We start from the raw sequence: 23,403 nt of genomic DNA, 5'->3' as shown, positions 1-23,403 counted from the left end.
ATCCCAGCATCAGTTAGTTCGTTGCCTTATTAACTGTGGGATTTGGTGTTGGACTGGTCGCTACCCTTTATCCAGTTCGGACTTCCACCGACAAGAATTCAAGGAACTTTCTTGGCACACTCATCTTCTTGCCTCCTAAAATTTGGCGTGTGGCGTTCGTTTTACCCACTAACCGCTAACTGCTTTCTATTATCTTTTGTTTTCATCAAAATTAAGTATGTCACAAATGAAACGAAAAATCCGACGAACCATGCATATGTATAAACATACTGAAAGAACTGCGAAATTCCACCGACTCCAACCTGATTTAGAAAACCCGGGATATTCGGCAAAATACCAACAACAAGAGAAACTATTGCTTTCCAGTTAAATCCCTTTTTATATGAATACTCTCCATTTCTGTATAAATCCGGAAGATTTAATTTTGTTCTTCTTATAACAAAATAGTCACAGATTATAATTCCGCCAATTGGTCCCAACAATGCAGAATACCCAATCAGCCAGGTAAAAATATAGCCCTTCGGGTCAGCAATCAGTTTCCATGGCATCATTAAAATCCCTAAAATTCCTGTAATAAATCCACCTGTTCTAAAAGAGATTTTTCTTGGCCAAAGATTTGAAAAATCATTTGCAGGGGAAACAACATTTGCGGCAAGGTTTGTCGTGAGTGTTGCAATTGAAAGTCCTGCCATTGATATTATTACAACCCAGAAACTCTTAAACTTTGATAAAAGAATAATTGGGTCCCAGATTGCCTCACCAAAAATAATTATTGTTGCTGATGTAACCGCTACACCTATGAATGAAAAAAGTGCCATTGTTGTCGGAAGACCGAGTGACTGTCCGAGGACCTGGTCTTTCTGGGACTTGGCAAATCTTGTGAAGTCGGGAATGTTCAAAGATAAAGTTGCCCAGTATGCAACCATTCCGGTTAGTGCCGGAAAAAAGAAAAACCAGAATTCTCCTCTCGTCTCAAACTTTGAACCCTGAGAAAGCATTGGCCCAAATCCGTCTGCTTTAATGTATGCCCATATTAAAAGTAAAATTCCAACGGTTAAAAGAAACGGCGCTCCCCAATCCTCAAGATGCCTGATTGACTCCATCCCTCTGTAAACAACAAACATATTTATTAACCAAAAAATTAAAAAGCAGAGTCCTGTGCCGGTGGTCAGATCAAAACCGGCGGGAAAAATGTTTCGCCAGGTTGCAATCTCTGGATAGATAGCGCAAACAAGTTGATATATTGCCCATCCACCAATCCATGTCTGAATACCAAACCATCCACAGGCAACGATTGCCCGAAGCAGTGCGGGAATATTTGAGCCAAGAACTCCGAATGATGCACGGCAAAAAACAGGAAATGGAATCCCGTATTTTGTTCCTGCATGAGCGTTTAATACCATCGGAATTAAAACAATTGAATTGCCGAAAAGAATTGTTAAAATCGCCTGCCACCAGGCCATTCCCTGTGCAATTAATGATGACGCGAGCATATATGTCGGAATACATACACTCATACCGACCCATAGCGCAGCAATATCCAATGTTTTCCATTTTCTATCTGAAATTTTCGTTGGTGCAATATCCTTATTCCAGAATTTGCTTGCTGATAAATCACAGGTTAATTCATGAATCCCATCAACAATTTTTTCTTCGTTATTATCCATCGCTCATCATCTTAAAATGTCATCTATATCTTGTTGGAATTCCAATTTCTACATTGTATCCGATTTTCTTAAGTGCTAAATCAATTGCACCTATACCATCATTATAAAATTGCTCTATTCGGCGGGTTTTATCAGAAATGCCTTTGTAATCCGAGGGACAGACAAATGTCCAGTCCGCACCTGTTCCATTGACCACCACACGATAATATTTGTCAATATCCAGTTCCGAACGACCAAGTTTTCTGAGCATTATAGTATGTTCAACCACATCATCGGCTGGTGCAACTAAAACCTCGTTTTTATCAAACGAAACAAGCACAAAAACCGGGTCGTTTTCTTTTATTGTTTCGCGAACTTTATTTTCATCAGGATAAAAAACAATTTCCATACTAAAATTTGTTTTCTTCTTCAATTTTTTTCTGCCAAATTTATTTAAAGTTACAGAAATAAGTTAACCATTCAACTCCGCCCATTATGTTTCCTCGGGCCTTCTTATATTCAACTTCAAATCCAAGTTTTTTGAAAAAATTTACTGTTTCTTGGCCACCACTATATTCGCTTTTCTTAATTTCTTTGTTATTTGCAATTTCAAATGCAAGTCCACGAATATGTTTAGCAGGGTATATCTTGCCATTATAAACTAAAAAGGTATTTCGAGGTTTAGGATAATCTGGATTAAGCTTTTCAAATTTCTGAATAGCCTTAATAACATGTTCTCTTTTCACATTATTCCATAGGTTTTTCATAGTCATACCTATAAGTTAATTAGCGAGTTATATAAAATTCTTGAAAGCGACCCCGTAGCAACTGCAACTAACGCTGTGACTGGCGATGAGATATGTCGGCAATATCTTAGGGTTATATGTGTTTTCTCCCGACTCCATTTCTTAATAGCAATTAAAAATTAAAAATCTTTCCCAATCTTTCTTAATCTTTCTTATGTTTCTAATGTTTGACTTTTCTCCGTCACCATTATTTATAAACTATAAACTGGAACTTTTAGCAAGAAAAAACGGAATTATTTTACATTTAAAAGTTCAAGTTTTTTATTTTTCTCATTAAAAGATATTATAAACCTATCAAAAAAATCTTTTCTGCCAATTAGATTGAAACTTGCTGTATACTCCTCTGAAAATCCAACAGTTGCATCAAATTTGTCTATCCCTATCTGAATTGTAACTTTATGTAAATAGATGCTTATTTTTCCACTTATCCCTTCTAATAAAATTTCCTCGCCTTCTTCTACTTCAATCCCGAGATGATTTGCTATTTCAGGTTTAAACAGACAAATTGAAGCACCAGAATCAACCAGAGCAAAAGTATTAACATATCTTTTTCCACTACAGATTTTTAAAGGAACCAACGGGTAAAATTGATTTCTAAATTTTAAATAAGGATATTTATATTTCATAAAATATACATCTCTTCATCTTTTCGTGGGACTTTAAAAACAAAAGGGTTTGATATACAATATTTTTTTTCCGCTATATCTATAACTTCTTTTACTGTTTCTCCGCTAGAAAGAATTCCCTTGTTTGTGACAAAAGCAATCCATTTCCCAGAATATTTTTCAATTTTTTTCTCATTTTTTGAAAGCCATTTCAATCCTTTTTCTTTCACTTTTCCTCCTTTTTATGGCAACAGCTTTGTTAAATCCCCATATGTTTCAGGACGGCGGTCGCGATAAAACGCCCATGCGTTTCGGACTTCGTAAATCAATTCCATATCCAAATCAGCAACAATAATTTCGTCTTTATCTTCGGAACCTTTCACAAGTATTTTTCCTCTCGGGTCACAGAAATACGAAGAGCCGTAAAACCTGCCTGTTTTCCAGGGCTCTTCTTCGCCAACACGATTGATAGCACCGACGAAATAACCATTTGCAACCGCGTGTGCGGGCTGTTCTAACTCCCACAGATATTTTGATACGCCGGCAGTCGTGGCAGATGGATTGAACAAAATCTCTGCACCATGAAGCCCTAAAATTCTGGCACCGTCGGGAAAATGTCTATCATAACAGATATAAGGTGCTACTTTACAATATGCGGTTTGGAATACCGGATAGTTTGTATTTCCTGGCTTGAAATAATACTTTTCATAAAATCCGGGATGAACATATGGAATATGCATTTTTCGTGTAGTGCCTAAAAGTTTGCCTCCGGCATCAATAACCGCACAGGAATTGTAATACACACCATCCATAGCGTATTCATAAATTGGAACAACTATTGCCATAGAATACTTTTTTGCCCATTTTGAGACCTCTTCCGTTGTCGGACCCGGTATCGGTTCGGCGGAGTCATACCATCTCTGATGGTGTTCTGCCGGGAAGTACGGAAGATTAAATAGTTCCTGATAGCATAGAACCTGAACGCCTTTTTTACCTGCTTCCTCCGTCAGTTTCGCATGTTTTTCCATCATCACTTTTTTAATCTTCTCAATCTCAATCTTAATCTCATTCTTTGACATCTTTGATGTATCTTTCGTTGGTGAGATAACATTAGATGCCTGAATTAACCCACCCCTAATCATTCTTGCCATATTGTTCCTCCCTGTATCTAAGGACGCAGATTACCACTGATTTTTAACGCTGATTGCCGCTGATAAATCTGCGGTCATCTGCGTCTACGGATATATTCCTCTGACTTTTATTGCTTCAGCCACTCTACCTACACCAAGAATATAAGCAGCCAGTCGCATATTTACTTTTTCATTCTGCGAAATTGACAGAACTTCACCAAAGCTGCGTGTCATTATTTCACGAAGTTTTTCATTAACATCCGTCTCTTTCCAGAAATGTGCCTGCAGGTCCTGAACCCATTCAAAATATGAAACGGTTACACCACCTGCATTACAGAGTATATCCGGTATAAGAAAAATTTTTTTGTCATACAAGATTTTATCCGCTTCGGGTGTTGTAGGACCGTTTGCTGCTTCAGCGACGATTTTGGCTTTTAGTCGTGGAGCATTTTCTTTTGTAATTTGGTTTTCAAGAGCAGCTGGTATCAGAATATCACATTCCAATTCCAGAAGTTCCGCGTTGGTAATATTTTTAGCACCTGAAAAATCTACAATTGAACCGGTTTTCTTTTTATGTTCTTCCATCGCTTTGAAGTCAAGCCCTTTTTCATCTATCACTCCACCTTTTGAATCGCTAACTGCTATTACTTTTGCACCTTCATTAACGATTAACCGATGGGCAATCAAGCCGGCATTCCCATAGCCCTGAATAGCGACGGTTGCATCTTTAATGTTTATACCTAAATGTTTACAGGCTTCCAAAATTGTGAATACACAGCCACGGGCTGTTGCTTCGTTTCTGCCTTCTGAACCACCAACTGATAGCGGTTTCCCTGTCACAACCCCGGGTACGCAGTGACCTACATTCATTGAGTATGTGTCCATTATCCAGCCCATCACCTGTGGTGTAGTGTAGACATCTGGTGCTGGAATATCTTTCTCAGGACCTATTATGATAAAAATTTCAGATGCGTATCTTCTGGTGAGCCGTTCAAGTTCGCCTAAAGACATTTTCTTTGGGTTGCATATCACACCACCTTTGGCACCACCGTAAGGGATGTTCACCACCGCACATTTCCAGGTCATCCACATCGCAAGCGCTTTTACTTCGTCAAGTGAGACATCAGGATGGAATCTTATTCCGCCCTTGCCGGGACCTCTGTCTATGTTGTGCTGAACGCGGTAGCCCTCAAAAACTTCTACAGAGCCATCATCCATTTTTACCGGCACAGAAACGGTGAGTATTCTTTTGCAATTTCTGAGTTTCTTGTGAATACCCGGATCCAGATTCATCTTCCCTGCCACTTCATCCAACTGCTCCAGTGCCACCTGCCACGGATTAATCTTTTCAACCATACCCCCCCCCTATTTCCATTAAATTTTTATATTTTTATAGATAACAGAATTTTTATTTGGTTTTACCGGGTGAATTTTCTGTATTTCCATTAGCCACTCAATATATTCCTCAAAAGCCATTTTCTTTTGGATATGTTGTATTTTTCTGAAGTCAAGCATCCGTTTTTTACTTTTGCTGTCTTCAAGCATTTCTTTTTTTTCAATTTCTGAAAGTTTCATAAAAAGTTGTTATAATCCTAGTTCCTTTAATTTTTTTTCTATTGGAATACCGTCATCAGACCAGCCACGAAGTTGATAATACTCCGGTAACATCTTGTCAAGTTTAGGCACCACACCTTTCGCTTTTCCATCGGGCTTGGCTTCAAGCAGACGCTTCGGTAATTTGTCGTCTTTGGAAGATATTCCAAGTTTTACATTATACATCCGTTTCAGATTAAACAGCCGCTCGCCTGTTGTCATCAAGTCATCCATTGAATATCCATCCCAGCCACAGACCTTTTCTAACCAACTGGCAACCATTTTAGGTCCTACTCGTCCAACAAAAAGAAATTTACAGATACCTAATGGGTTAAACACCGAGAGATAATTTTGTGAATCAAAAACGATTTTTGGTTTTCCGGTTTCATCAAATTGATTCGGCGGAGATATGATTCCTAAATCAGGTGCTGGAATTCCTCTATCAAAAAAATATGTCAGTCCTTCAAGATGACAGGCGCCACGAGATGCAGTTGCATAATTCAATGCCATTCCGACATGACCTCTTGGGTCGTGTGCGGGATAATCAAACCCTTTTGTATGCACTGCAAAATCGTCGGAACCCTTGCCAATTTTCTCTGCTGCTTTTGCGACGCCATCAGCAAGGTATTCACCACCGAAACCTTCTCGGTTGCCAATCTGGTGAATAAGAGAGACCATTGTCTTCGCATCGCCCCATTTTATTTCAAGCCCATTCGTGTCATTCGTGGTTATTATGCCTTTTTCAAAACATTCCATCGCAAACGCAATCGCATTACCGACATGGATTGTATCCAGCCCGTAACGGTTACATAATTCAACAGTATAACACAGCAAATTTAAGTCGGAATTCAGACAATTTGAGCCGAGCATCCCGGTAGATTCGTATTCCGAATATCTGCCGTGAAAACTACCGAACCCTTTTAATTCACCCTTCACAATTTTTCCGCAGCCGATTGGGCAGGAATAGCAGTTGTAATGTTTCTCAAAAACTGTTTCACGCACCTTCGTGCCTGAAATTTTTGCTATCTCATCTTTCCACGCACCAAGTTGCCAGTTCTTGATTGATAAATCCCCAAATGCCTCAACTGCTGGTGCACCACCTGATGTACCAAACTCATGTAAGCCTTTTGTGTTCTCTACCAATTCAGGAATCTGTTTTTTTAATAATTCACGAAGCCCGTCACGGTCTGCAATATCAACCCGTTTTTTTCCTCGGCAGACGATCGCTTTCAGATTTTTTGAGCCAATATTTGCGCCGACACCACCTCTTGCAGCCTGACGGGAAATCATACCATCGCAGGCAATTGATGCGATACAATTCAATTTTTCACCCGCAGGACCGATACATGCAACTTTTACATCTGTTCCATGTTCATTAACCAAAATTTCGGCTGTCTGATATGTATCCTTGCCCCAGAGATTGCTCGCATCTCGTATCTTATATCTTATATCTTCTATAAAAAGATAGACGGGTTTTTCAGACCTGCCGGTAATTATCATTCCATCATAACCGGTAGCACGAAAAGTTGCCGGGAAATGTCCACCAACGGTTGCTTCATTCCAGATACCTGTTAATGGCGATTTTGCACAGACCGAAAGCTTGCAAGCGGTTGGAATAATTGTTCCAGTAAAAATTCCTGTCATAAAAATTAACGGGTTGTCAGGAGATAGCGGATTGATTTGTGGCTTATATGCTTCATACAAAATTTTTGCAGCCAAGCCACTACCTAAAAAATATTTTTTGACATCCGCATCGTCAATTTTTCGTTCTACTATCTTTTGTGTGGTTAAATTCACAACCAACAATTTACCATGAAATCCGTTCGGCATAATTTCCAATGACACTTTCGGGTTTATTCTACGATTTTGTAGATTTTATCGCCAGGTTTTACTTTCTGCAGCACCTTTATTCCAACTGCATCGCCTTGTTTTGCTTCCTGGATATTTTGTCTGTCTATCTGCATCTCTTCAATCTGCTGTGTGAACTCGTGTCCGTGTCCTATAATCTTTATCGTGTCACCCACTGATACTTTTTCGCACTTAACTGTAAATGTTGCAGCCGGAATGTGTCCGTAAAAATGGTCAACAACACCTATCTCTATCTCGTTCATTGTTTCTCACCCCCTTTTAACGGCAAATTTCAAATTCCAAATTCCAAATCCGAAACAGCAAACTCTATTAAGTCTTACAATGACGGCTTGTAGGACTTTTTCAACAGCATCATTTTACAAAATTTAACCAACAATGTCAATTTATGTTTTTCCACTGTAATCTGGCAAAACTATTGGTGATATTTTATCAGGCGGAATTTTAAGTTTTCTGAGTGACTGATTAAACTTTTTTATATGTTCAAGCGATAGTTTTCCTTGTTTTATTTTTTTAGATTTTTCTGCTGCGTTTTTACCGGCACGACGACCGAAAACCAGAATATCTAAAAGCGAGTTGCCCATAAGACGATTCCTGCCGTGAACACCGCCTGAAACCTCACCTGCCACATAAAGATTTTCAACATTCGTTTCGCATCTATCATTGATTAACACACCTCCGTTTTGATAGTGCTGAGTCGGATAAGTCAGAACCGGCTCTTCTGACATATCAATCCCGAATCTGATAAACTGGCGATGCATTGCAGGCAATCGTGATTTTATTGTCCCGGCACCACGCAAAATGTCTATCATCGGTGTATCCAGCCAAACACCTTGCATCCCTGTTGGTGTTACAACACCTTTTTTTCTATCTGAACATTCTCTGATGATTGCTGATGCAACGGTATCTCTTGTTTCAAGTTCATAAATAAATCGTTCACCATCACAATTTACAAGGTTTGCACCGAGTCCTCTCACTTTTTCGGTAATCAGCAATCCAACGATTTGTTCCGGATATGCAACACCCGTCGGATGATACTGAATCGTATCCATAAATGCCAATTTTGCGCCTGCACGATACGCAATCACAAGCCCATCACCTGTCGCACCATAATGGTTTGTCGTCGGAAAATTCTGGATATGCAGCCGTCCGCTGCCACCTGTTGCTAAAATTACCGTTTTTGCAGCAACAACAAGATATTTTTCTGTTTCCAGATTATAAAGAACTGCACCTGTGCATTTCCCATTATCAGTTAAAATTTCAATTGCTGGTGAGAATTCTATCGTCTGGATTTTTCTATTTTTTATTTCATCTCTTAAAACACGCATTATCTCGGCACCTGTGTAATCCCGTGCTGCGTGCATTCTTCGTCTACAGGTGCCGCCACCATGAATTGTAACAAATTCGCCATCTGGTTTTTTGTCAAACATACAACCAAGTTCTTCAAGCCAGTTCATTATATAAGGTGCATCCATCACAAGCGATTTAACTAACTCAGGGATATTTTTGTAGCCACCACCACCTATAACATCAAGATAATGTAAACCAGGCGAATCATTTTCTTTATCTGCAGCTTGAATCCCGCCTTGTGCCATCATTGTATTCGCGTCACCGAGCCGCAGTTTTGTAGCAAGCAAGACATTACAGCCATTTTCTTGTGCAACAAGTGCCGCAGCACAACCCGCACCGCCACCACCGATGATTAAAATATCCGTTGTAAAATCCGGATTTGATAAGTCAACCCCCGATTGTTTCTTTCGGGGGTCAATTTCATCAGGATTTATCTTGCTGTAACTTTCAAGTATATCTGCAATTTCATGTGGTGTTGAGTCGCCCTTGTTGGACCCGAGTTGTAATTTTCTTTGAGTGCCTGATTTATAGTCCGGATGAAAATCCTTTAAGAGTTTTTCTTTCTCTTCCGGGTTGAGTGCAGTAATTTTTTGTTTTAGCCGCTCTGTTCTTGTCGCTACAAGTTTCTCAACTGATTTTTGGAATTCTTTAGGATAACCCATAACTTACTCCTTTAAATCTCTGTATTTAAAAATTTGAAATCTTAAAAAACACTTGACAAAATTAAAATATTTTGTTATACTATTATTGAATCACGATGAGGGATTATCCAAAGGGCTCGTCCCGCGGCAATATCCCTCATTTTTATTTATATTCCAACTTGGCTTTCAATCCATTCATAAAAACCATATCTTGAGGAGCAAATTTCCTAAGAAGTGAAGAAAATCTATACCGATTTGGAACGATAATTTTTCCCAATTTATTATGTCTTTTGAGATATTCAATTAAACAGTGAAAATCTCCATCTCCGGTTACGATAACTGCTTTATCATAATTGGGATACTCTATCATTGTATGAAGTACTAACTCCGCATCTATATTACCTTTCACTTTGCCATTTGGCAGGAATAAAGTTGGTTTAAAGATCAGGATATAACCATATTCTTGTAATGAGGTATACAAACTTTCAAGAACTTTGTATTCAGTGCAATTATTTTGTTATTACAGTTCTTCGGGTTCTATTTCTCGTTGGTTATACATTTTTTTCAATTCTTCTATGTTCAGTTGCATAATTTTTTTTATTTCATCGTCAAATTTACCGTCTGACATTTCTTTAAGCCGCACAGAAAGATGTTTTGCTTTCGGTTGCAGATATTTTGCAAAAAGCCGACGGGCTAAAATTGCCGACTGAAACTGACTGATTTCACCTGGGCAACGCAACGCACACAATCCACACATAAGGCAGTCAAAAGACAAATCTGCCGCTTTTGGAATATCACCCTGAATTATTGATTGAATATAGTCCATCACATTGATATCCTGCGGACATGCTTTTGTGCAGGTATTACAGGAAAGGCATCGCATAATCTCAGGAAAAATTTGGAAAATTGTCTCTGCGGTTGGCTGTAATTTGTCAATATTGTATTCCGGTTTTTTAACAGGAAAAAATGGAATCTGTGCTAAATACATTCCATCTTCAACAACTGTTTGACAGGCAAGCCCTACTTTAATTTTGTAATCATTTTTAGTCCGATAAATTGTGCCACAGGCACCACAAAAACCACCACGGCAGCCACAGCCACGAATGAGTTGGTAGCCAGCGTATTCAATCGCTTTCATAATTGTTAAGTCCTTCGGCACTTCATATTTTTTTCCCATAATGTAAATGGTTGACAGTTGCGTCGGTTGAGTTGGTTGAGTTCGTTTAGTCAGTTTTGTTTTTGGCATGATTTTCCTCCATAATGTTTTCATGTTGTCGCTAACGCGAAAAGTTTATTTCAACTTTTTTATCTCTGTTGTGAACTCGTTGATTGTATTTACAAATTTTTGGGATTCGGATGCTGAAATCCACTCCAAACGCAATTTTCTTTCGTCAATTCCAGTTTGTTTTAGCAGTTTTTTCAATAGTATAATTCGGCGTAATGTTTTATAATTCCCATTTTGGTAGTGGCAATCACCTGGATGACATCCGCCGACAAACACGCCATCTGCACCATTCTTAAAAGCCCATAAAATATGTTCAGGGTCAATCCGGCTTGAGCAGTTCACTCGGATAATTATACCATTTGGTAAATACTCCATACGGGTAGTTCCTGCCAAATCCGCACCCGCATATGTACACCATTTACATAAGAAACAAATTATTCTTGGTTCGCAGTTCATAAATTTTGAATTTTCCTCTAAATGAAGAAACCGAATTCTACATTTTTCATTTTATCTAAATTTGAAGGATAATTCCTGGTAAAAATTTTAAACTTCTTTAACCTTATTTTTTTACTTATTTTCTCTAATCTTCTGACATCATTTTCGGTCGGCTTTATTTTAACTTCAATACCTATTTCTTTATTTAAGATAAAATCTATCTCAACTCCACTTTTTTTCTGATAATAATTTATCTCTCCACGCATCCGCAAATTCTGAAATATACTGCTTTCAAATAAATTCCCTTCGCTTATTTTAGAAAAATGGTTAACTAATCCAGAGTCACAAGAATATACTTTAGGCATCTTTCTAATTTCTGTATCTCGGTTTCTGGAAAATGGTTTCACCAGTTTAATAAAATAAGTCCCTTCTAAAAATGAAATATACTGCATAACTGTAATCCTTGAAATACCTAACTCGGACGAAATTTTATTAATGTCCAGTTTCCAACCAACTCTTTCCATCAAAAGGAGGATTAAATCACGAATAACTTCATTCTTTCTGAAATCTCCCAATCTGAGGACTTCTAATTGGAAGTAAGAAGTAAAAATGTCTTCTAATGATTTTTTCTTTTCCTCAAAATTTGTTTTTAAGACAACTTCTGGGAAACCACCATAATAAATATATTCATCATACAAATTTGAGATTGTATCAAAAATGGGGCGAGTAATTCTACTTTTTCTGTCGGGAAGTTTGATTTTGCTATTTTTAAACAATAAGAATTCTTCAAAATCTAACGGGAAAAGTTCAAAGATATATTTTCTTCCCACAAGCGATTCGGTAAATAAATTTTTTAAATAAAAACTTGCCGAACCAGTCAGAAAACATTTTATTTTATAATGGTCAATCAGATATTTCACCACTCGGGGGAGATTCTTCACCAGCTGAATTTCATCTAAAAAGAGATACGCTTTTTGCGTAAAATTCAAACCCAAAAATTCAAGGGTTGATTTTATCCTCTCGTAATTTGTCTCTTCAAAATATTTCTGATTCAGCGGATTTTCTAAATCCAAAAAAATTTTATTTGATGAAGATATCCGTTCGTAAATAAAACGGAGTAATGAGGTTTTCCCGGTTCTCCGCATACCAGTGATAATTATTGCTTCTTTTGAATCTATATAAGCTTGTATCGGTCTGTAAAGTTTTCTTTCTAAAAGCATATTATTAATATACAAAAAGTAATGCTATTTGTCAAGTTCTCATTAAGACCGCTTCCGTCATTGCAAATATTTGCTCATCAGTTAAGTTACATTGTGTAGTTGCACCAGATGGACAGGCAGATACGCAACTACCACAACCTTCACAGAGCACTTCATTCACTTTGACAATTTTCTTCCCCCCCTCTTCCTCATATTCACGGGCATCGTAGGGACAGACCGATATACAAATCCTACATCCACTACATTTTTCTTCATCAACCTTGGCAACTGTAGGCTCGTGTGAAAGTTTATCAGCAGAAAATAATGAAGCAACCTTACCAGCACTCGCGGATGCTTGCGCAACTGTCTCAGGAATATCTTTGGGTGCTTGAGCACAGCCAGCAAGAAAAACACCTGCTGTTAACGATTCTACAGGTCTTAATTTTGGATGTGCTTCTGTTAAAAACCCATTTTGATCAATATTAGTTTTTAGTTTTTTAGCTAATTCTTTTGCGTTTTGGTTAGAAACAATCGCAGTTGCAAGAACAACCATATCTGCTGAAATTTCTATTGGCAGACCTGATAAAGTATCAACACCTTTGACAACCATTTCGCCGTCATCCTGAAAAACTTTTGAGACCTTTCCTCTGTAATATGTTACTCTATCTTGTTCCTGAACTCGCTGGACAAATTCTTCATAGCCCTTACCGCCTGACCGAATATCAATATAAAAAATGTACGCCTGCCCGTTATGGACTCTATGTTTGTAAAGTGTTGCATGTTTCGCAGTATACATACAGCATATTTTTGAGCAATAAGGCACGCCATTTTCGGTATCACGTGAACCAGCGCATTGTATAAAGACGATTTTTTGTGGAATTTTACTGTCAGACGGGCGTAAAACTTCGCCTTTTGTCGGACCTGAAGCAGAAAGTAGTCGTTCAAATTGCAAACCATCTATAACATCCGGATATTTTCCATAGCCGTACTCGCCAATGTTTTCTTTCGGGAATAAATCAAAACCGGTAGCAACGACAATTGCACCGACTTTTTCAGTACTAAAAATATCCTGCTGGGTAAAATCAATCGCACCTGCAGGACAAATTCTCTCACAAACTCTACACTTCCCTTTTGATTCGCGTTCGTTCGCGTTTTTTTCATTCGTGTTCATTCGCGTTTTCAAATACAAACAATGCTCCTTATCAATTACCGGTTTATTAGGAACCGCTTGTGGAAATAGTGTATAGATTGCCTTCCTTTTACCGAGCCCAGCATCAAACTCAGACAGAATTTTTACAGGACATTTTTCTATACAGAGTCCGCAGCCTGTACATTTTTTCCTGTCAAGACATGCCGCCTTTTGTTTGATTTTTACTTCAAAATTGCCAACATATCCTTTGACTTCTTCTATTTCAGAGTAGGTATAAAGTTTAATTTTTGGATGCTGTTCACATTCTACCATTTTTGGTGTAAGGATACATTGAGAGCAATCTAGTGTTGGGAATGTTTCAGAAAGTTGCGCCATTCTGCCACCGATAGATGCTGATTTTTCTACAAGAATTACCTCGTAGCCACTGTTTGCAATATCTATTGCCGACTGTATTCCTGCAATCCCACCGCCGATAACTAATGCCCGTTTTGTAACAGGCACTTTTATTTCAGAAAGTGATAGATTAAGTTTTGTTTTTGCAGTTATTGATTTTATAATTTTGATTGCTTTTTCAGTCGCAACATTTTTTTCTTTATGCACCCACGAGCATTGTTCTCTGATATTTGCAATTTCACAGAGATATGGATTAAGCCCAACTGATGAAACTGCCCGACGGAAAGTGTTTTCGTGAAGTGTTGGCGAGCATGCAGCAATCACAACGCATTCAAGTTGATATTCTTTAACTGCATTTTTTACAATATCCTGACCGGGGTCCGAGCAGAGATATTTATAGTCGGTGATAAACTGGACTTGTGACTTTAGAGATTGGACAACTTTTTCAATATCCACCGTTTGAGCGATATTTATTCCACAATGACAGACAAACACGCCAATTTTTTTCATAAAAACTTTTTAGATACAAGCGTTTCGGCAATCTGGACAGCATTAAGTGCAGCGCCTTTTAGTAAATTATCCGACACTATCCAGAAAGCAAGCCCATACTCTGATGAAATATCTTTCCGAATACGCCCGACAAAAGTCATCTGTCTTCCATCGGCATCAATCGGCATCGGATATTTTTTCTGTGCCGGGTCGTCTACAACAACGACACCTTCCGCATTTTTCAGAATATCCCGTACATCCTGTGGTGTAAGTTTTTCAGATGTCTCTATCCAGACCGCTTCTGAATGCCCCCGCATAACCGGGACACGAACACAAGTAGCAGAAATTTTTATAGTACTAGTATTGTCTTCAAGTATTTTTTTTGTCTCGTTAACCATTTTCATCTCTTCTTTAGTGTATCCTCCACCATTCTCTAAAAAAATATCAATCTGCGGAATCACATTAAACGCAATCCGGTATGGCAGTTTTTCTGCTGGCGGGATTGGTTCGTTTTTTGACCAAGCCATTATTTGCCGCTGAAATTCATCTAATGCTCTGCCACCGGCACCTGAAACTGCCTGATATGTTGCCACGATTATTCTTCTGATTTTAGCAGCATCGTGTAGTGGTTTTAACACGACGACCATCTGGATTGTTGAGCAATTCGGATTTGCGATAATTTTTTGAGATTTTGAGAGCGTGTGTGGGTTGACTTCCGGAACAACCAGCGGGACATCCTTTTCCATACGGAAACAAGACGAATTATCAATCACAAAGATATTCTGCTCGGCAAACCGCGGTGCCCATTCTTTTGAGACGAAAGCACCTGCAGAGAAGAGTGCAAGGTTAAGCGAGTAGCGAGTAGCGAGTAGCGAGTAGTCATTGATTTTGTTGATATCCTCAACGATAATCTCTTTATTTTTGAATTTTAATTTCTGGCCGGCGGTTCTTGAAGATGCGAAAAGATAAAGATTCCCGACGGGAAAATCCCTTTTCTCTAGCATCTTAACCATCTCAATCCCGACAGCACCTGTCGCGCCGACAACCGCAACATTGTATTGTTTCATTTTAGCCAGCCTTCTTTTTTATACCAGTTATATGTAATTTTTATACCTTCGTCAAGTGAAATTTTTGGTAAATAACCAAAATCAGATTCTGCTTTTGCTGCTGAGAACAGCCAGTTTTTTTGTTTTATTTCTTTTAGTTTATCAAAAGATAGAACAGCGGGTTTATTTGTAAGTTTTGCTGAAAGTTCTGAAAAAAATGCGGACAGCCAATACAAAAAATACGGGGTTTGTATTATTTTTGTCTCTGGATTTATTATTCTTTTTAGAAGAAGACAAAACTCGGTTAATGAAAAAACAGTATCATCACCTATAAAATATGTTTTATTTTTTGCTATATCACTTAACGCAGATGAAATCAGCCCGTCTACAATATCGGATACAAAACTTATACTGATATATTTTTCTTCTTCAGGGATTGGCAGGATTCCTTTTTGGGCGAACTTAAAAAAAACAAAAACATCTTTGTCTTGCGGTCCATAAATCACCGAAGGTCTTAAAATGGTCACCGGTAATTTTTCATTATATTTTTTAACTTCCAGTTCACCCAAAAGTTTAGAATATCCATAATGCGAAACTGGATTTGCCGGCTCGTCTTCCGTTTTTCGTCTTCCTTCTTCTGACGGACCGGCAGCCGCCTGTGAAGAGACATAAACGAATCTTTTCAGGTTTGGATTTTTGTCTAAAACTTTCTCAATAAGATTTTTTGTTCCTCTAACATTTGTTAGATAGAGGTCGTCGGGCTTTATTGCTCTTACAAGTCCTGCACAGTGAAAAACATAATCAACATCAGTAACTGCAAAATCAAGCGACGAACTATCCAAACAATCACCAACTACAATCTCAACTGGCAACTCGGCAATCTCAACAGGTAGTGTTTCAAGCCATTTAAGTTTTTTCGGATTTCTGACGAGACATTTTATTGAACAATTTTTTTTAAGTAGTGTTTTAACAAGAGTACTACCCAAAAAACCGGTTGCGCCCGTCACAAGTGCTTTCATTTTTTCATACTCGCTTTCTCAAGCAGTTCGTTTATTACTGCAACAAGATCCTGCAATTCGTCACCTTTTCTTACAAAAATTTTTCTGCTTGTATCACCTGAATTTATGATTTCTCTTATCTGTTTTTTTAACTTAAAAACAGGACCGGCAATCTTATGAGAAATATAAATAGAGACAACAGCCACAAAAACAATGTAAATCAAACTGTTGATTGCAAGCCATAAATGAATCTGTTTTATTTGTTTGCCAATTGTGGAAGACAGAATGTTCGGCAGAATGGATTGAATTGTAAGATAGGTATGATATTCTACAAGAAGAAGCATAACCACTAATACACCACCAATCATAAAAGCATATTTTAACTGCATCCGTTTATCAATAAGCACCTGTCTTCTTTTGTATTTTACATCCGCCATGGTCTTGACCCTCCGTTTTTCTATTTTTCAAGTATAGATAAATGCGATTTTGCTTCTTTTTCATATTTTGTATTTATAAGTTTGTTCCATTCGTCAATCGCTTTGGCTTTATAGTTACTTTTAGAAACCCAGCCGCCTGCTTTTATCATTTTTTCATATGCGATTGCAAGTTTTCTGCGAAACTCTAATAACTCTGGATATTTTTCCAAACAGGCAAGATATACATCAAGTTCCAGTCCTGGTAGGTTCAAAACATCATATAGATTAGCAAGTTCTTCGTAAAATCCTATCTCGGAAGGAAATTTTTTTATACCCGCCTGATAAATTTTAACCGCCTCTTCTTCTAATCCTTCTGCGCAGTATTGTTCGGCAAGTGTATAAAAATTATCCGGAATTTTTTTATAAGTTGCGGCTGACATTGTATCCCAGTCATCTTCTATACAGAGCCGATTATCCGGATATATAAGAACCCTGCCTAAACCAGTTTTTATCAGTTCCCAGTTGAAACATCGCTGTTTTCCGTTTTCATCAGTATAAAATACAAGCCCTAAAATCCTGCCATAGATACATTTTGTATTTTCTTTATCAATCACCAAAATTATATCTTTGCCTTTTAACTGTTTTATTGCGAACTCTTTAGCTTCAATGCCGCCGGGCTCATTTTCATATTTTTGATATGATGGGTGTGTTATTTCCGGCGTGTTCACGCCAAGCATCCGAATCGTCTGCCCGTCTGCTGTTTTTAGTGTATCGCCGTCTACAACATAGTCACATTTAAGTTCTTCAATAATATACGGGACTGACCAATCAATGAATGTATATTTATTTGTAGAAAGTTCAGCAGTATAAACTGAAAACAAGCGCGATGTCCAAAGTATAACAAAGAGCAGTTTAACTTTCATGTTTTTGGAAGATTACTATTTATGAACCGTTTCAATTTCAGTCTGCTAAAAAAACCAACCAAAACGAATTGGACACCGTAATAATTTGAGACCTTATCTTTATATTCCCAGAGTACTTTTCCAATTGTTGTTATATTTTTTTTGTTAGGCAGCAAAAATGCGAATCGTAACTCACCACCTATTGGTAAATCGTTTTCTGTTTCAATCGCAAGTCCGCCTAAACTTATATTTTTTATGATACCTTTGTATGAAATTTTACGGTTTGTTACATCAGAAATATCTACACCGGCTGTATAAACAATTCTTGGATATTTTCGTCTCTTTATGTCCATTAGAAATTAGCGCCTAGGGGGAGTTGAACCCTCAACATTTTGGTTCGAAGCCAAACGCTCTATCCAGTTGAGCTATAGGCGCTTTCTATTCCACTTTTACTTCTTTTTTACCAACTGCTTATGTATTCACCTCTGGTATCTTTTTTGTTAGCGTTAACAAAAACACTCCCAATAGTTGAAATATATCCCCAATTGCCTAAATCTGTTAAACTATCGCCTTCATCAAAATCGTCCATATCATCTGTGTCTTCATATGCGGAAAGCCCTATTTTAACAGTAGGCATGCTTTCCAGATACTTTGTTTGAATTGGACCTTTTCTACCCATAAAAGCATCTGCTTCTAATGGATAGACACCTTCCATTGCACCATAATAAATCCCGATAGCACTTCTTAGATTACCCAGTCCACCTTTTGTATATCCTTCTTTTGTTTTTCTCATCATTTCAGCAAATTTGGGAAATATAACAGACACAAGTATTGCGATAATCGCTACTGCTATTATTACTTCAATCAATGTGAACCCATTTTTTTGTTTTCTGATTGCTAAAATCGTTCTGCCTGGTAGAAGTTCAGCAGGTGGCGTAAATTTTTTCATAATCTCTCCTTTTATATTTTTTATATCTGTTCTCTGGCTTATTAGTAGCAGCACAATCCCGTCTTTATTTAACAATGGCTGACACAATTTTTCTGTTTTTGCCAATTTTGCGACTGCCCTTGTTATGATTATATCATATCGCTTTGTCGTTTTGGTGGCTATACTTTCGGCTCTATCCCATATAATATCTGCAGTGATATTCAGTTTTTTACAGAGATGTCTTAAAAACTCTGTTTTTTTCTTTGATGAATCCAGCAGTGTTAAAAAAATTTCAGGTCTTGCAATTTTGACTGGTATTCCTGGAAAACCTGCACCTGTGCCAATATCAAGAACAGCGGTTGGCTGTTGACAGTTGACAGTTGGGAATGCTAAAAGAACACTTAACGAATCCAAAAAATGTTTTTGGACAATTTCTTCATCAGTTGCAGGGCCTATTAAGTTGAATTGTTCATTCCATTTTTTAAGTTCGTCTAAATAAATTGAAAACTGTTCAGTTTGTTGTGGAGCAAGTTTTAGATTAAGTATTTTCAGCCCGGATAAAAAAAAGTTCAATGTTTCAGTTTTCATTTTATTTTTTCTTTAGCGAGCAAAAAATTCTTTTTTAACTCTTCATCATCAGGCGCATATTTTAACGCAATCTCAAAATACTCGGCAGCTTTCTGATAATCACCTTTCTGCCAGTATGCGACACCCAAATTATTCCAGCCTTGTGAAAGTGTCGGGTCTATTGTAACAGCATTTTCAAAGAGCCGAATACTTTTATTATATAACTTTTTTTCGTTAAATACAAGCCCTAAATTGTTGAAACCAGCAGAATAGTAGTTTATTATCTGGTTGGTAAAAAATCTTCTTTTACCGGAAGTTCTCGGCGGTAAAATATAAAAGTCAAACATCTCTTCAAAAATCTCTTTATTCCCGTAAAGCAATCCTGTGGGTATGGTTTTGTAAGCCGTTGGAATTTTTGAGATATTATCAGAAAAGAATGGTAGCCGATAATAATTATACGAGACAAGAATGTTTTCAAGTTCTATCCCGGATTTTATTTCGTAGTCAGGTAAAATCTCCGGTTTTTTTTCTTTAAGTTGTTGATAGCCCCAAAAGGTTTTGTAAAAAACAGCAAGCGAAATATCTTTTCGTTTCCCAAGACATTCCTGCTGATATCTCAGCGTAAATGTTGTTGTATCGTCGGGATTAAACAAAACGGAATATGGCGGTAAGGTTTTGAGTAAATCCATTGAATAATCGTTTCCGATAAATTCAAACCGTTTGTTTAACTTTGGCAATTTTATATGTATCAAAAAAAAGAGTCCAGTAATTATCAAAAAAGATATTTTTTTTTCATTTTTATATTGACTAAAATAACGAACTGCATAAAAAAATCCAATACAAACCCAGAGACCAAAAATCAGTAGCGGTAGCATAAGATACGGTTCTAATATAGGGAGTGATGTTTTTTCTTCTAGCGGTAAATTGGAAACTATAAAAAACACAGGTCCTGAAAAAAACCAGAGCAGGACCAACTGCCAGAAGACTTTTTGTTTTACAGAATAATAAATCCCTAATCCCAGAAATGGAATAATCCAGTAATCAAACTGCTGTATTAACACATTCAAAAAATTAAAGAAACTTTTAACTGTGGTAGCAACATTCTGTTCTGTTGGACTTTTCTCAGGATGAAGCCGAATACTTCCGTAATCAGCGCGTGTTAAAACCCTGTATAAATTTCTTAATGAGCCAGAAGGCGAACCCCAGTTCGCAGTCGGTTTCTGTGCAGACCGAACTGGCAGAAAAAGATATACAGAAAAACCCAGCAAAAAGGCAGGTAGAAGGTAAAAGGTGAAAGGTAAAAAGGTTTTGCCTAACCGAATAATCAGCAAATAAATAATTCCGGGAAGCAAAAGCACAAGCGTGTGATGGTTGCCGAGCGCAAGCCCGAACAAAAAGGCAGGTAGAAGGTAGAAGGTAGAAGGTAGAAACGAAATCAAATAAATTATCAAAACGGCAAAAAAAGCGTTCAGCGAATACATTTCAGAAACGATACTTAACGAATGCATAGACGAACTTAAACAAAAAAGTAATACAATAACTACAGAACCTGATATTAAGATTTGTTTTTTATTATTGAGAATTCGCTCACCAATTTTTTTTATTACTACATACAAAACTGAACAGGTCAACGCACCCCAAAATGCACTCATTAAATTGACACGATATGCGATATTCGCAAATGGAATGACTACTGTAAAAATTTTACCTAATAGAACATACAACGGATAGGCGGGTGGATGGGCAATCCCGAGAGTAAATGCAGAAACAATCATATCACCACTATCCCGATACGGTGAGATTGTCGGATACATCGTATAGAGGTAAATCAAAAATGTAAAATTAAAAATCAAAAATGGCATACTTAAAATCCTGTAAGGTTTTTTAAGTTCTGAGTTTTTTCAGTTATGTTTTCAACATTATAGATTCTAATCGGTCGTTTTTTATCATAGAGTTGTATCTTTATATTGTTTTTGGAACAGATTATTTGCTTGATAGAACTGTAAGGAACTTTCTTTTTTGTGCCGAAAATAGAGGATGGCGAAAATAAGTTTTTGTATTCAAAATGCACATTGAAAAAATTGAACACTTTCTTAAAACCAAAAATGTTTTTGGAAACAAAAGTCAGAACTGCTTCAGTATCTAAATCATTTAACGGCGTAGTATCCGTATCAGAATCATTCATAATTTGCTGGTTTTTCATATTTCTGTTTTTCAAGCCAGACCATAACAATTCCTATATCAGCCGGTGTAACACCGGAAATTCTTGATGCCTGCCCGACAGACAGTGGTCTAATCTGGTTTAATTTATGTCTGCTTTCTGTAAGAAGCCCAGGGATGTCGTTGTAATTGATATTTGGTGGAATTTTTTTTGTCTCTATTTTTTTGAACTTTTCAACTTCTGTGAGTTGTCTTTTTATGTAACCTTGATATTTTTGGGCGATTTCAATTTCAACTTCAATTTTTTCTTTTGTCCATGGAAAAATATCTTCCAAATTTTGTAGGACAAATGTCCTAATTTCTGACGACAAATTTTGTAGGACAAGTGTCCTATACTTCTGAAATTTTTTGTAAATGTCCTCACTAACCAAACCATACTTGTATCCATAATCTATCAGGCGCAAATCGGCATTATCCGCGCGTAAAAGCAGACGGTACTCTGCACGAGCAGTGAACATTCTATATGGATCAAGCACACCTTTTGTAACCAAATCATCTATCAGAACACCGATATACGCTTCATCCCGACACAGAATCAGTGGTTCAAGACCTTTAATTTTTGCAACCGCATTTATACCCGCAACTACCCCCTGTCCTGCTGCTTCCTCGTAACCGGAAGTTCCATTTATTTGCCCTGCAAAAAAGAGATTCTCAATAAGTTTCGTCTCAAGTGTCGGTTTCAATTGCGTAGGTGGGCAGAAATCGTATTCTATCGCATAACCCGGTCGTATCATCTGGCAATTTTCAAGTCCGGGGATTGTTTTCAGCATTTCATATTGAACATCATATGGCAATGAAGTTGCAAGTCCGTTACAATATACCTCTTCAGTATTATACCCCTCCGGCTCAAGGAAAATTTGGTGTCGTTCTTTTTCTGGAAATTTTTTTACTTTATCTTCAATAGACGGACAGTATCTTGGTCCTATGCCTTTAATCTGTCCTGAGAAAAGTGGTGCCCGATGAAAATTTGCTGATATAATTTCGTGTGTTTTGGTATTCGTATAAGTCAGCCAGCAGGGTAGTTGTTTCTGTGTAATGTGTGATGTGAAATGTGAAAAAGGTATTGGGGAAATGTCACCAGGTTGCTGTATACATTTTGAATAGTCAATTGTTTTACCATTTACTCTCGGTGGTGTGCCTGTTTTAAGACGCCCTATTTCAAACCCAAGTTTTCTCAGGGAATCAGAAAGCTGCATTGCGGCAAACTCACCACTTCTGCCTGCGTTAAATGTTGTCTCGCCTATATGTATAAGCCCTTTCAAGAAAGTGCCTGTTGTAACGATTACTATTTTTCCTAAAAATTTTATACCAGGCTTTGCGAGAATGCCAATTACCTTGTTATCATCAGTTAAAATTTCTACAACTTCTGCTTGAATGAGTTTAAGATTTTCTTGTTTTTCAACAGTATGTTTCATTGTAAATTGATACAGTTTTTTATCGCACTGGGCACGCGGTGATTGAACCGCGGGACCTTTTGAACGATTAAGAATACGGAATTGTAGCCCCGTTTTATCAGTATTTTTTGCCATTTCACCGCCGAGTGCATCTATCTCTCTGACAATCTGTCCTTTTGCGACACCGCCGATTGCGGTATTGCAGGACATCTGGGCCACGGTATCGGCGTTGATTGTAAGAAGCAAAGTTTTTTTACCAACCCGTGCAGAAGCCAACGCGGCCTCACAACCCGCATGCCCTGCACCTACAACAATCACATCAAATTTTTCCGGATATGTGAACATTTATTTCTTTTATGGTCTAAGTTCGTCTTTTTCCCAGAACCATTGCTGAATATATCTAA

25 protein-coding genes and 1 tRNA gene are annotated in these 23,403 nt (G+C 37.6%); all 26 read right to left on the bottom strand.

The window, feature by feature from the left end; all coding sequences use genetic code 11:
* Positions 1-161: 161 nt before the first annotated feature.
* The 26 genes from AB1349_01460 to mnmG all read right to left on the bottom strand — a co-directional run bounded on the left by AB1349_01460 (position 162) and on the right by mnmG (position 23,344).
* The gene (locus AB1349_01460) at positions 162-1,667 is read right to left on the bottom strand and encodes an NCS1 family nucleobase:cation symporter-1 (protein MEW6556003.1); all 1,506 of its coding nucleotides are present in this window, start codon (positions 1,665-1,667) and stop codon (positions 162-164) included.
* A gap of 19 nt (positions 1,668-1,686) precedes the next feature.
* Positions 1,687-2,055, bottom strand: a complete 369-nt coding sequence (locus AB1349_01455) for a hypothetical protein (protein MEW6556002.1) — start codon at positions 2,053-2,055, stop codon at positions 1,687-1,689.
* 40 nt (positions 2,056-2,095) lie between these two features.
* Positions 2,096-2,413, bottom strand: coding sequence for a hypothetical protein (locus tag AB1349_01450; GenBank protein MEW6556001.1), 318 nt, complete (start codon positions 2,411-2,413; stop codon positions 2,096-2,098).
* Between the two features lie 272 nt (positions 2,414-2,685).
* On the bottom strand, positions 2,686-3,078 hold the full coding sequence (locus AB1349_01445) for an aspartyl protease family protein (GenBank protein ID MEW6556000.1): 393 nt from the start codon (positions 3,076-3,078) through the stop codon (positions 2,686-2,688).
* The gene (locus AB1349_01440; GenBank protein MEW6555999.1) at positions 3,075-3,287 is read right to left on the bottom strand and encodes a DUF5678 domain-containing protein; all 213 of its coding nucleotides are present in this window, start codon (positions 3,285-3,287) and stop codon (positions 3,075-3,077) included. Before AB1349_01440 ends, AB1349_01445 begins: the two co-directional genes overlap by 4 nt.
* 12 nt (positions 3,288-3,299) lie before the next feature.
* Positions 3,300-4,208 (bottom strand): nitrilase-related carbon-nitrogen hydrolase, encoded by a 909-nt coding sequence (locus tag AB1349_01435; protein ID MEW6555998.1) that lies wholly within the window; start codon positions 4,206-4,208, stop codon positions 3,300-3,302.
* Between the two features lie 84 nt (positions 4,209-4,292).
* Positions 4,293-5,543 carry a Glu/Leu/Phe/Val dehydrogenase gene (locus tag AB1349_01430; GenBank protein ID MEW6555997.1) on the bottom strand — a complete coding sequence of 417 codons (1,251 nt, stop codon included), beginning with the start codon at positions 5,541-5,543 and terminating at the stop codon, positions 4,293-4,295.
* An 18-nt stretch (positions 5,544-5,561) separates the two neighbouring features.
* On the bottom strand, positions 5,562-5,762 hold the full coding sequence (locus tag AB1349_01425; GenBank protein ID MEW6555996.1) for a hypothetical protein: 201 nt from the start codon (positions 5,760-5,762) through the stop codon (positions 5,562-5,564).
* Positions 5,763-5,771: 9 nt separating this feature from the next.
* Entirely contained in the window at positions 5,772-7,610 is a 1,839-nt protein-coding gene (locus AB1349_01420) for an aldehyde ferredoxin oxidoreductase family protein (GenBank protein ID MEW6555995.1), read from the bottom strand.
* Positions 7,611-7,633: 23 nt separating this feature from the next.
* On the bottom strand, positions 7,634-7,891 hold the full coding sequence (locus AB1349_01415; GenBank protein ID MEW6555994.1) for a translation elongation factor-like protein: 258 nt from the start codon (positions 7,889-7,891) through the stop codon (positions 7,634-7,636).
* Positions 7,892-8,032: 141 nt separating this feature from the next.
* The gene (locus tag AB1349_01410; GenBank protein ID MEW6555993.1) at positions 8,033-9,658 is read right to left on the bottom strand and encodes an FAD-binding protein; all 1,626 of its coding nucleotides are present in this window, start codon (positions 9,656-9,658) and stop codon (positions 8,033-8,035) included.
* A 142-nt stretch (positions 9,659-9,800) separates the two neighbouring features.
* Complete coding sequence (locus AB1349_01405) at positions 9,801-10,118, bottom strand: NYN domain-containing protein (protein MEW6555992.1); 318 nt, start codon at positions 10,116-10,118, stop codon at positions 9,801-9,803.
* A gap of 39 nt (positions 10,119-10,157) precedes the next feature.
* Positions 10,158-10,883, bottom strand: coding sequence for a 4Fe-4S dicluster domain-containing protein (locus tag AB1349_01400; GenBank protein ID MEW6555991.1), 726 nt, complete (start codon positions 10,881-10,883; stop codon positions 10,158-10,160).
* 45 nt (positions 10,884-10,928) lie between these two features.
* Positions 10,929-11,318, bottom strand: a complete 390-nt coding sequence (locus AB1349_01395; protein ID MEW6555990.1) for a hydrogenase iron-sulfur subunit — start codon at positions 11,316-11,318, stop codon at positions 10,929-10,931.
* A 17-nt stretch (positions 11,319-11,335) separates the two neighbouring features.
* Positions 11,336-12,517 (bottom strand): ATP-binding protein, encoded by a 1,182-nt coding sequence (locus tag AB1349_01390; protein ID MEW6555989.1) that lies wholly within the window; start codon positions 12,515-12,517, stop codon positions 11,336-11,338.
* Between the two features lie 31 nt (positions 12,518-12,548).
* Complete coding sequence (locus AB1349_01385; protein MEW6555988.1) at positions 12,549-14,549, bottom strand: CoB--CoM heterodisulfide reductase iron-sulfur subunit A family protein; 2,001 nt, start codon at positions 14,547-14,549, stop codon at positions 12,549-12,551.
* A complete protein-coding gene (locus AB1349_01380; protein MEW6555987.1) occupies positions 14,546-15,595 on the bottom strand; it encodes an aspartate-semialdehyde dehydrogenase in 1,050 nt (349 codons plus the stop codon). Before AB1349_01380 ends, AB1349_01385 begins: the two co-directional genes overlap by 4 nt.
* Positions 15,592-16,593 (bottom strand): NAD-dependent epimerase/dehydratase family protein, encoded by a 1,002-nt coding sequence (locus tag AB1349_01375; protein MEW6555986.1) that lies wholly within the window; start codon positions 16,591-16,593, stop codon positions 15,592-15,594. The genes AB1349_01380 and AB1349_01375 overlap by 4 nt, the downstream gene beginning before the upstream one ends.
* A complete protein-coding gene (locus AB1349_01370) occupies positions 16,590-17,009 on the bottom strand; it encodes a hypothetical protein (protein ID MEW6555985.1) in 420 nt (139 codons plus the stop codon). Before AB1349_01370 ends, AB1349_01375 begins: the two co-directional genes overlap by 4 nt.
* A gap of 20 nt (positions 17,010-17,029) precedes the next feature.
* Positions 17,030-17,911: a thermonuclease family protein gene (locus tag AB1349_01365; GenBank protein ID MEW6555984.1), complete on the bottom strand. Its 882-nt coding sequence runs from the start codon at positions 17,909-17,911 to the stop codon at positions 17,030-17,032.
* Positions 17,908-18,243: a PilZ domain-containing protein gene (locus tag AB1349_01360; GenBank protein MEW6555983.1), complete on the bottom strand. Its 336-nt coding sequence runs from the start codon at positions 18,241-18,243 to the stop codon at positions 17,908-17,910. The genes AB1349_01365 and AB1349_01360 overlap by 4 nt, the downstream gene beginning before the upstream one ends.
* Positions 18,244-18,251: 8 nt before the next feature.
* Positions 18,252-18,325, bottom strand: a tRNA-Arg gene (locus tag AB1349_01355).
* Between the two features lie 25 nt (positions 18,326-18,350).
* The gene (gene rsmG / locus AB1349_01350) at positions 18,351-19,406 is read right to left on the bottom strand and encodes a 16S rRNA (guanine(527)-N(7))-methyltransferase RsmG (protein ID MEW6555982.1); all 1,056 of its coding nucleotides are present in this window, start codon (positions 19,404-19,406) and stop codon (positions 18,351-18,353) included.
* A complete protein-coding gene (locus AB1349_01345; GenBank protein ID MEW6555981.1) occupies positions 19,403-21,247 on the bottom strand; it encodes a DUF2723 domain-containing protein in 1,845 nt (614 codons plus the stop codon). The genes rsmG and AB1349_01345 overlap by 4 nt, the downstream gene beginning before the upstream one ends.
* 2 nt (positions 21,248-21,249) lie before the next feature.
* Positions 21,250-21,570 carry a hypothetical protein gene (locus AB1349_01340; GenBank protein MEW6555980.1) on the bottom strand — a complete coding sequence of 107 codons (321 nt, stop codon included), beginning with the start codon at positions 21,568-21,570 and terminating at the stop codon, positions 21,250-21,252.
* Positions 21,563-23,344 (bottom strand): tRNA uridine-5-carboxymethylaminomethyl(34) synthesis enzyme MnmG, encoded by a 1,782-nt coding sequence (gene mnmG, locus AB1349_01335; protein ID MEW6555979.1) that lies wholly within the window; start codon positions 23,342-23,344, stop codon positions 21,563-21,565. Before mnmG ends, AB1349_01340 begins: the two co-directional genes overlap by 8 nt.
* Between the last annotated feature and the right edge of the window lie 59 nt (positions 23,345-23,403).

The sequence above is a fragment of the Elusimicrobiota bacterium genome, assembly GCA_040757695.1.
Classification (GTDB): Bacteria; Elusimicrobiota; UBA8919; order UBA8919; family UBA8919; genus JBFLWK01.
Note: the sequence above shows the minus strand (reverse complement) of the source record. Positions and strands in the feature narration are given on the sequence as shown.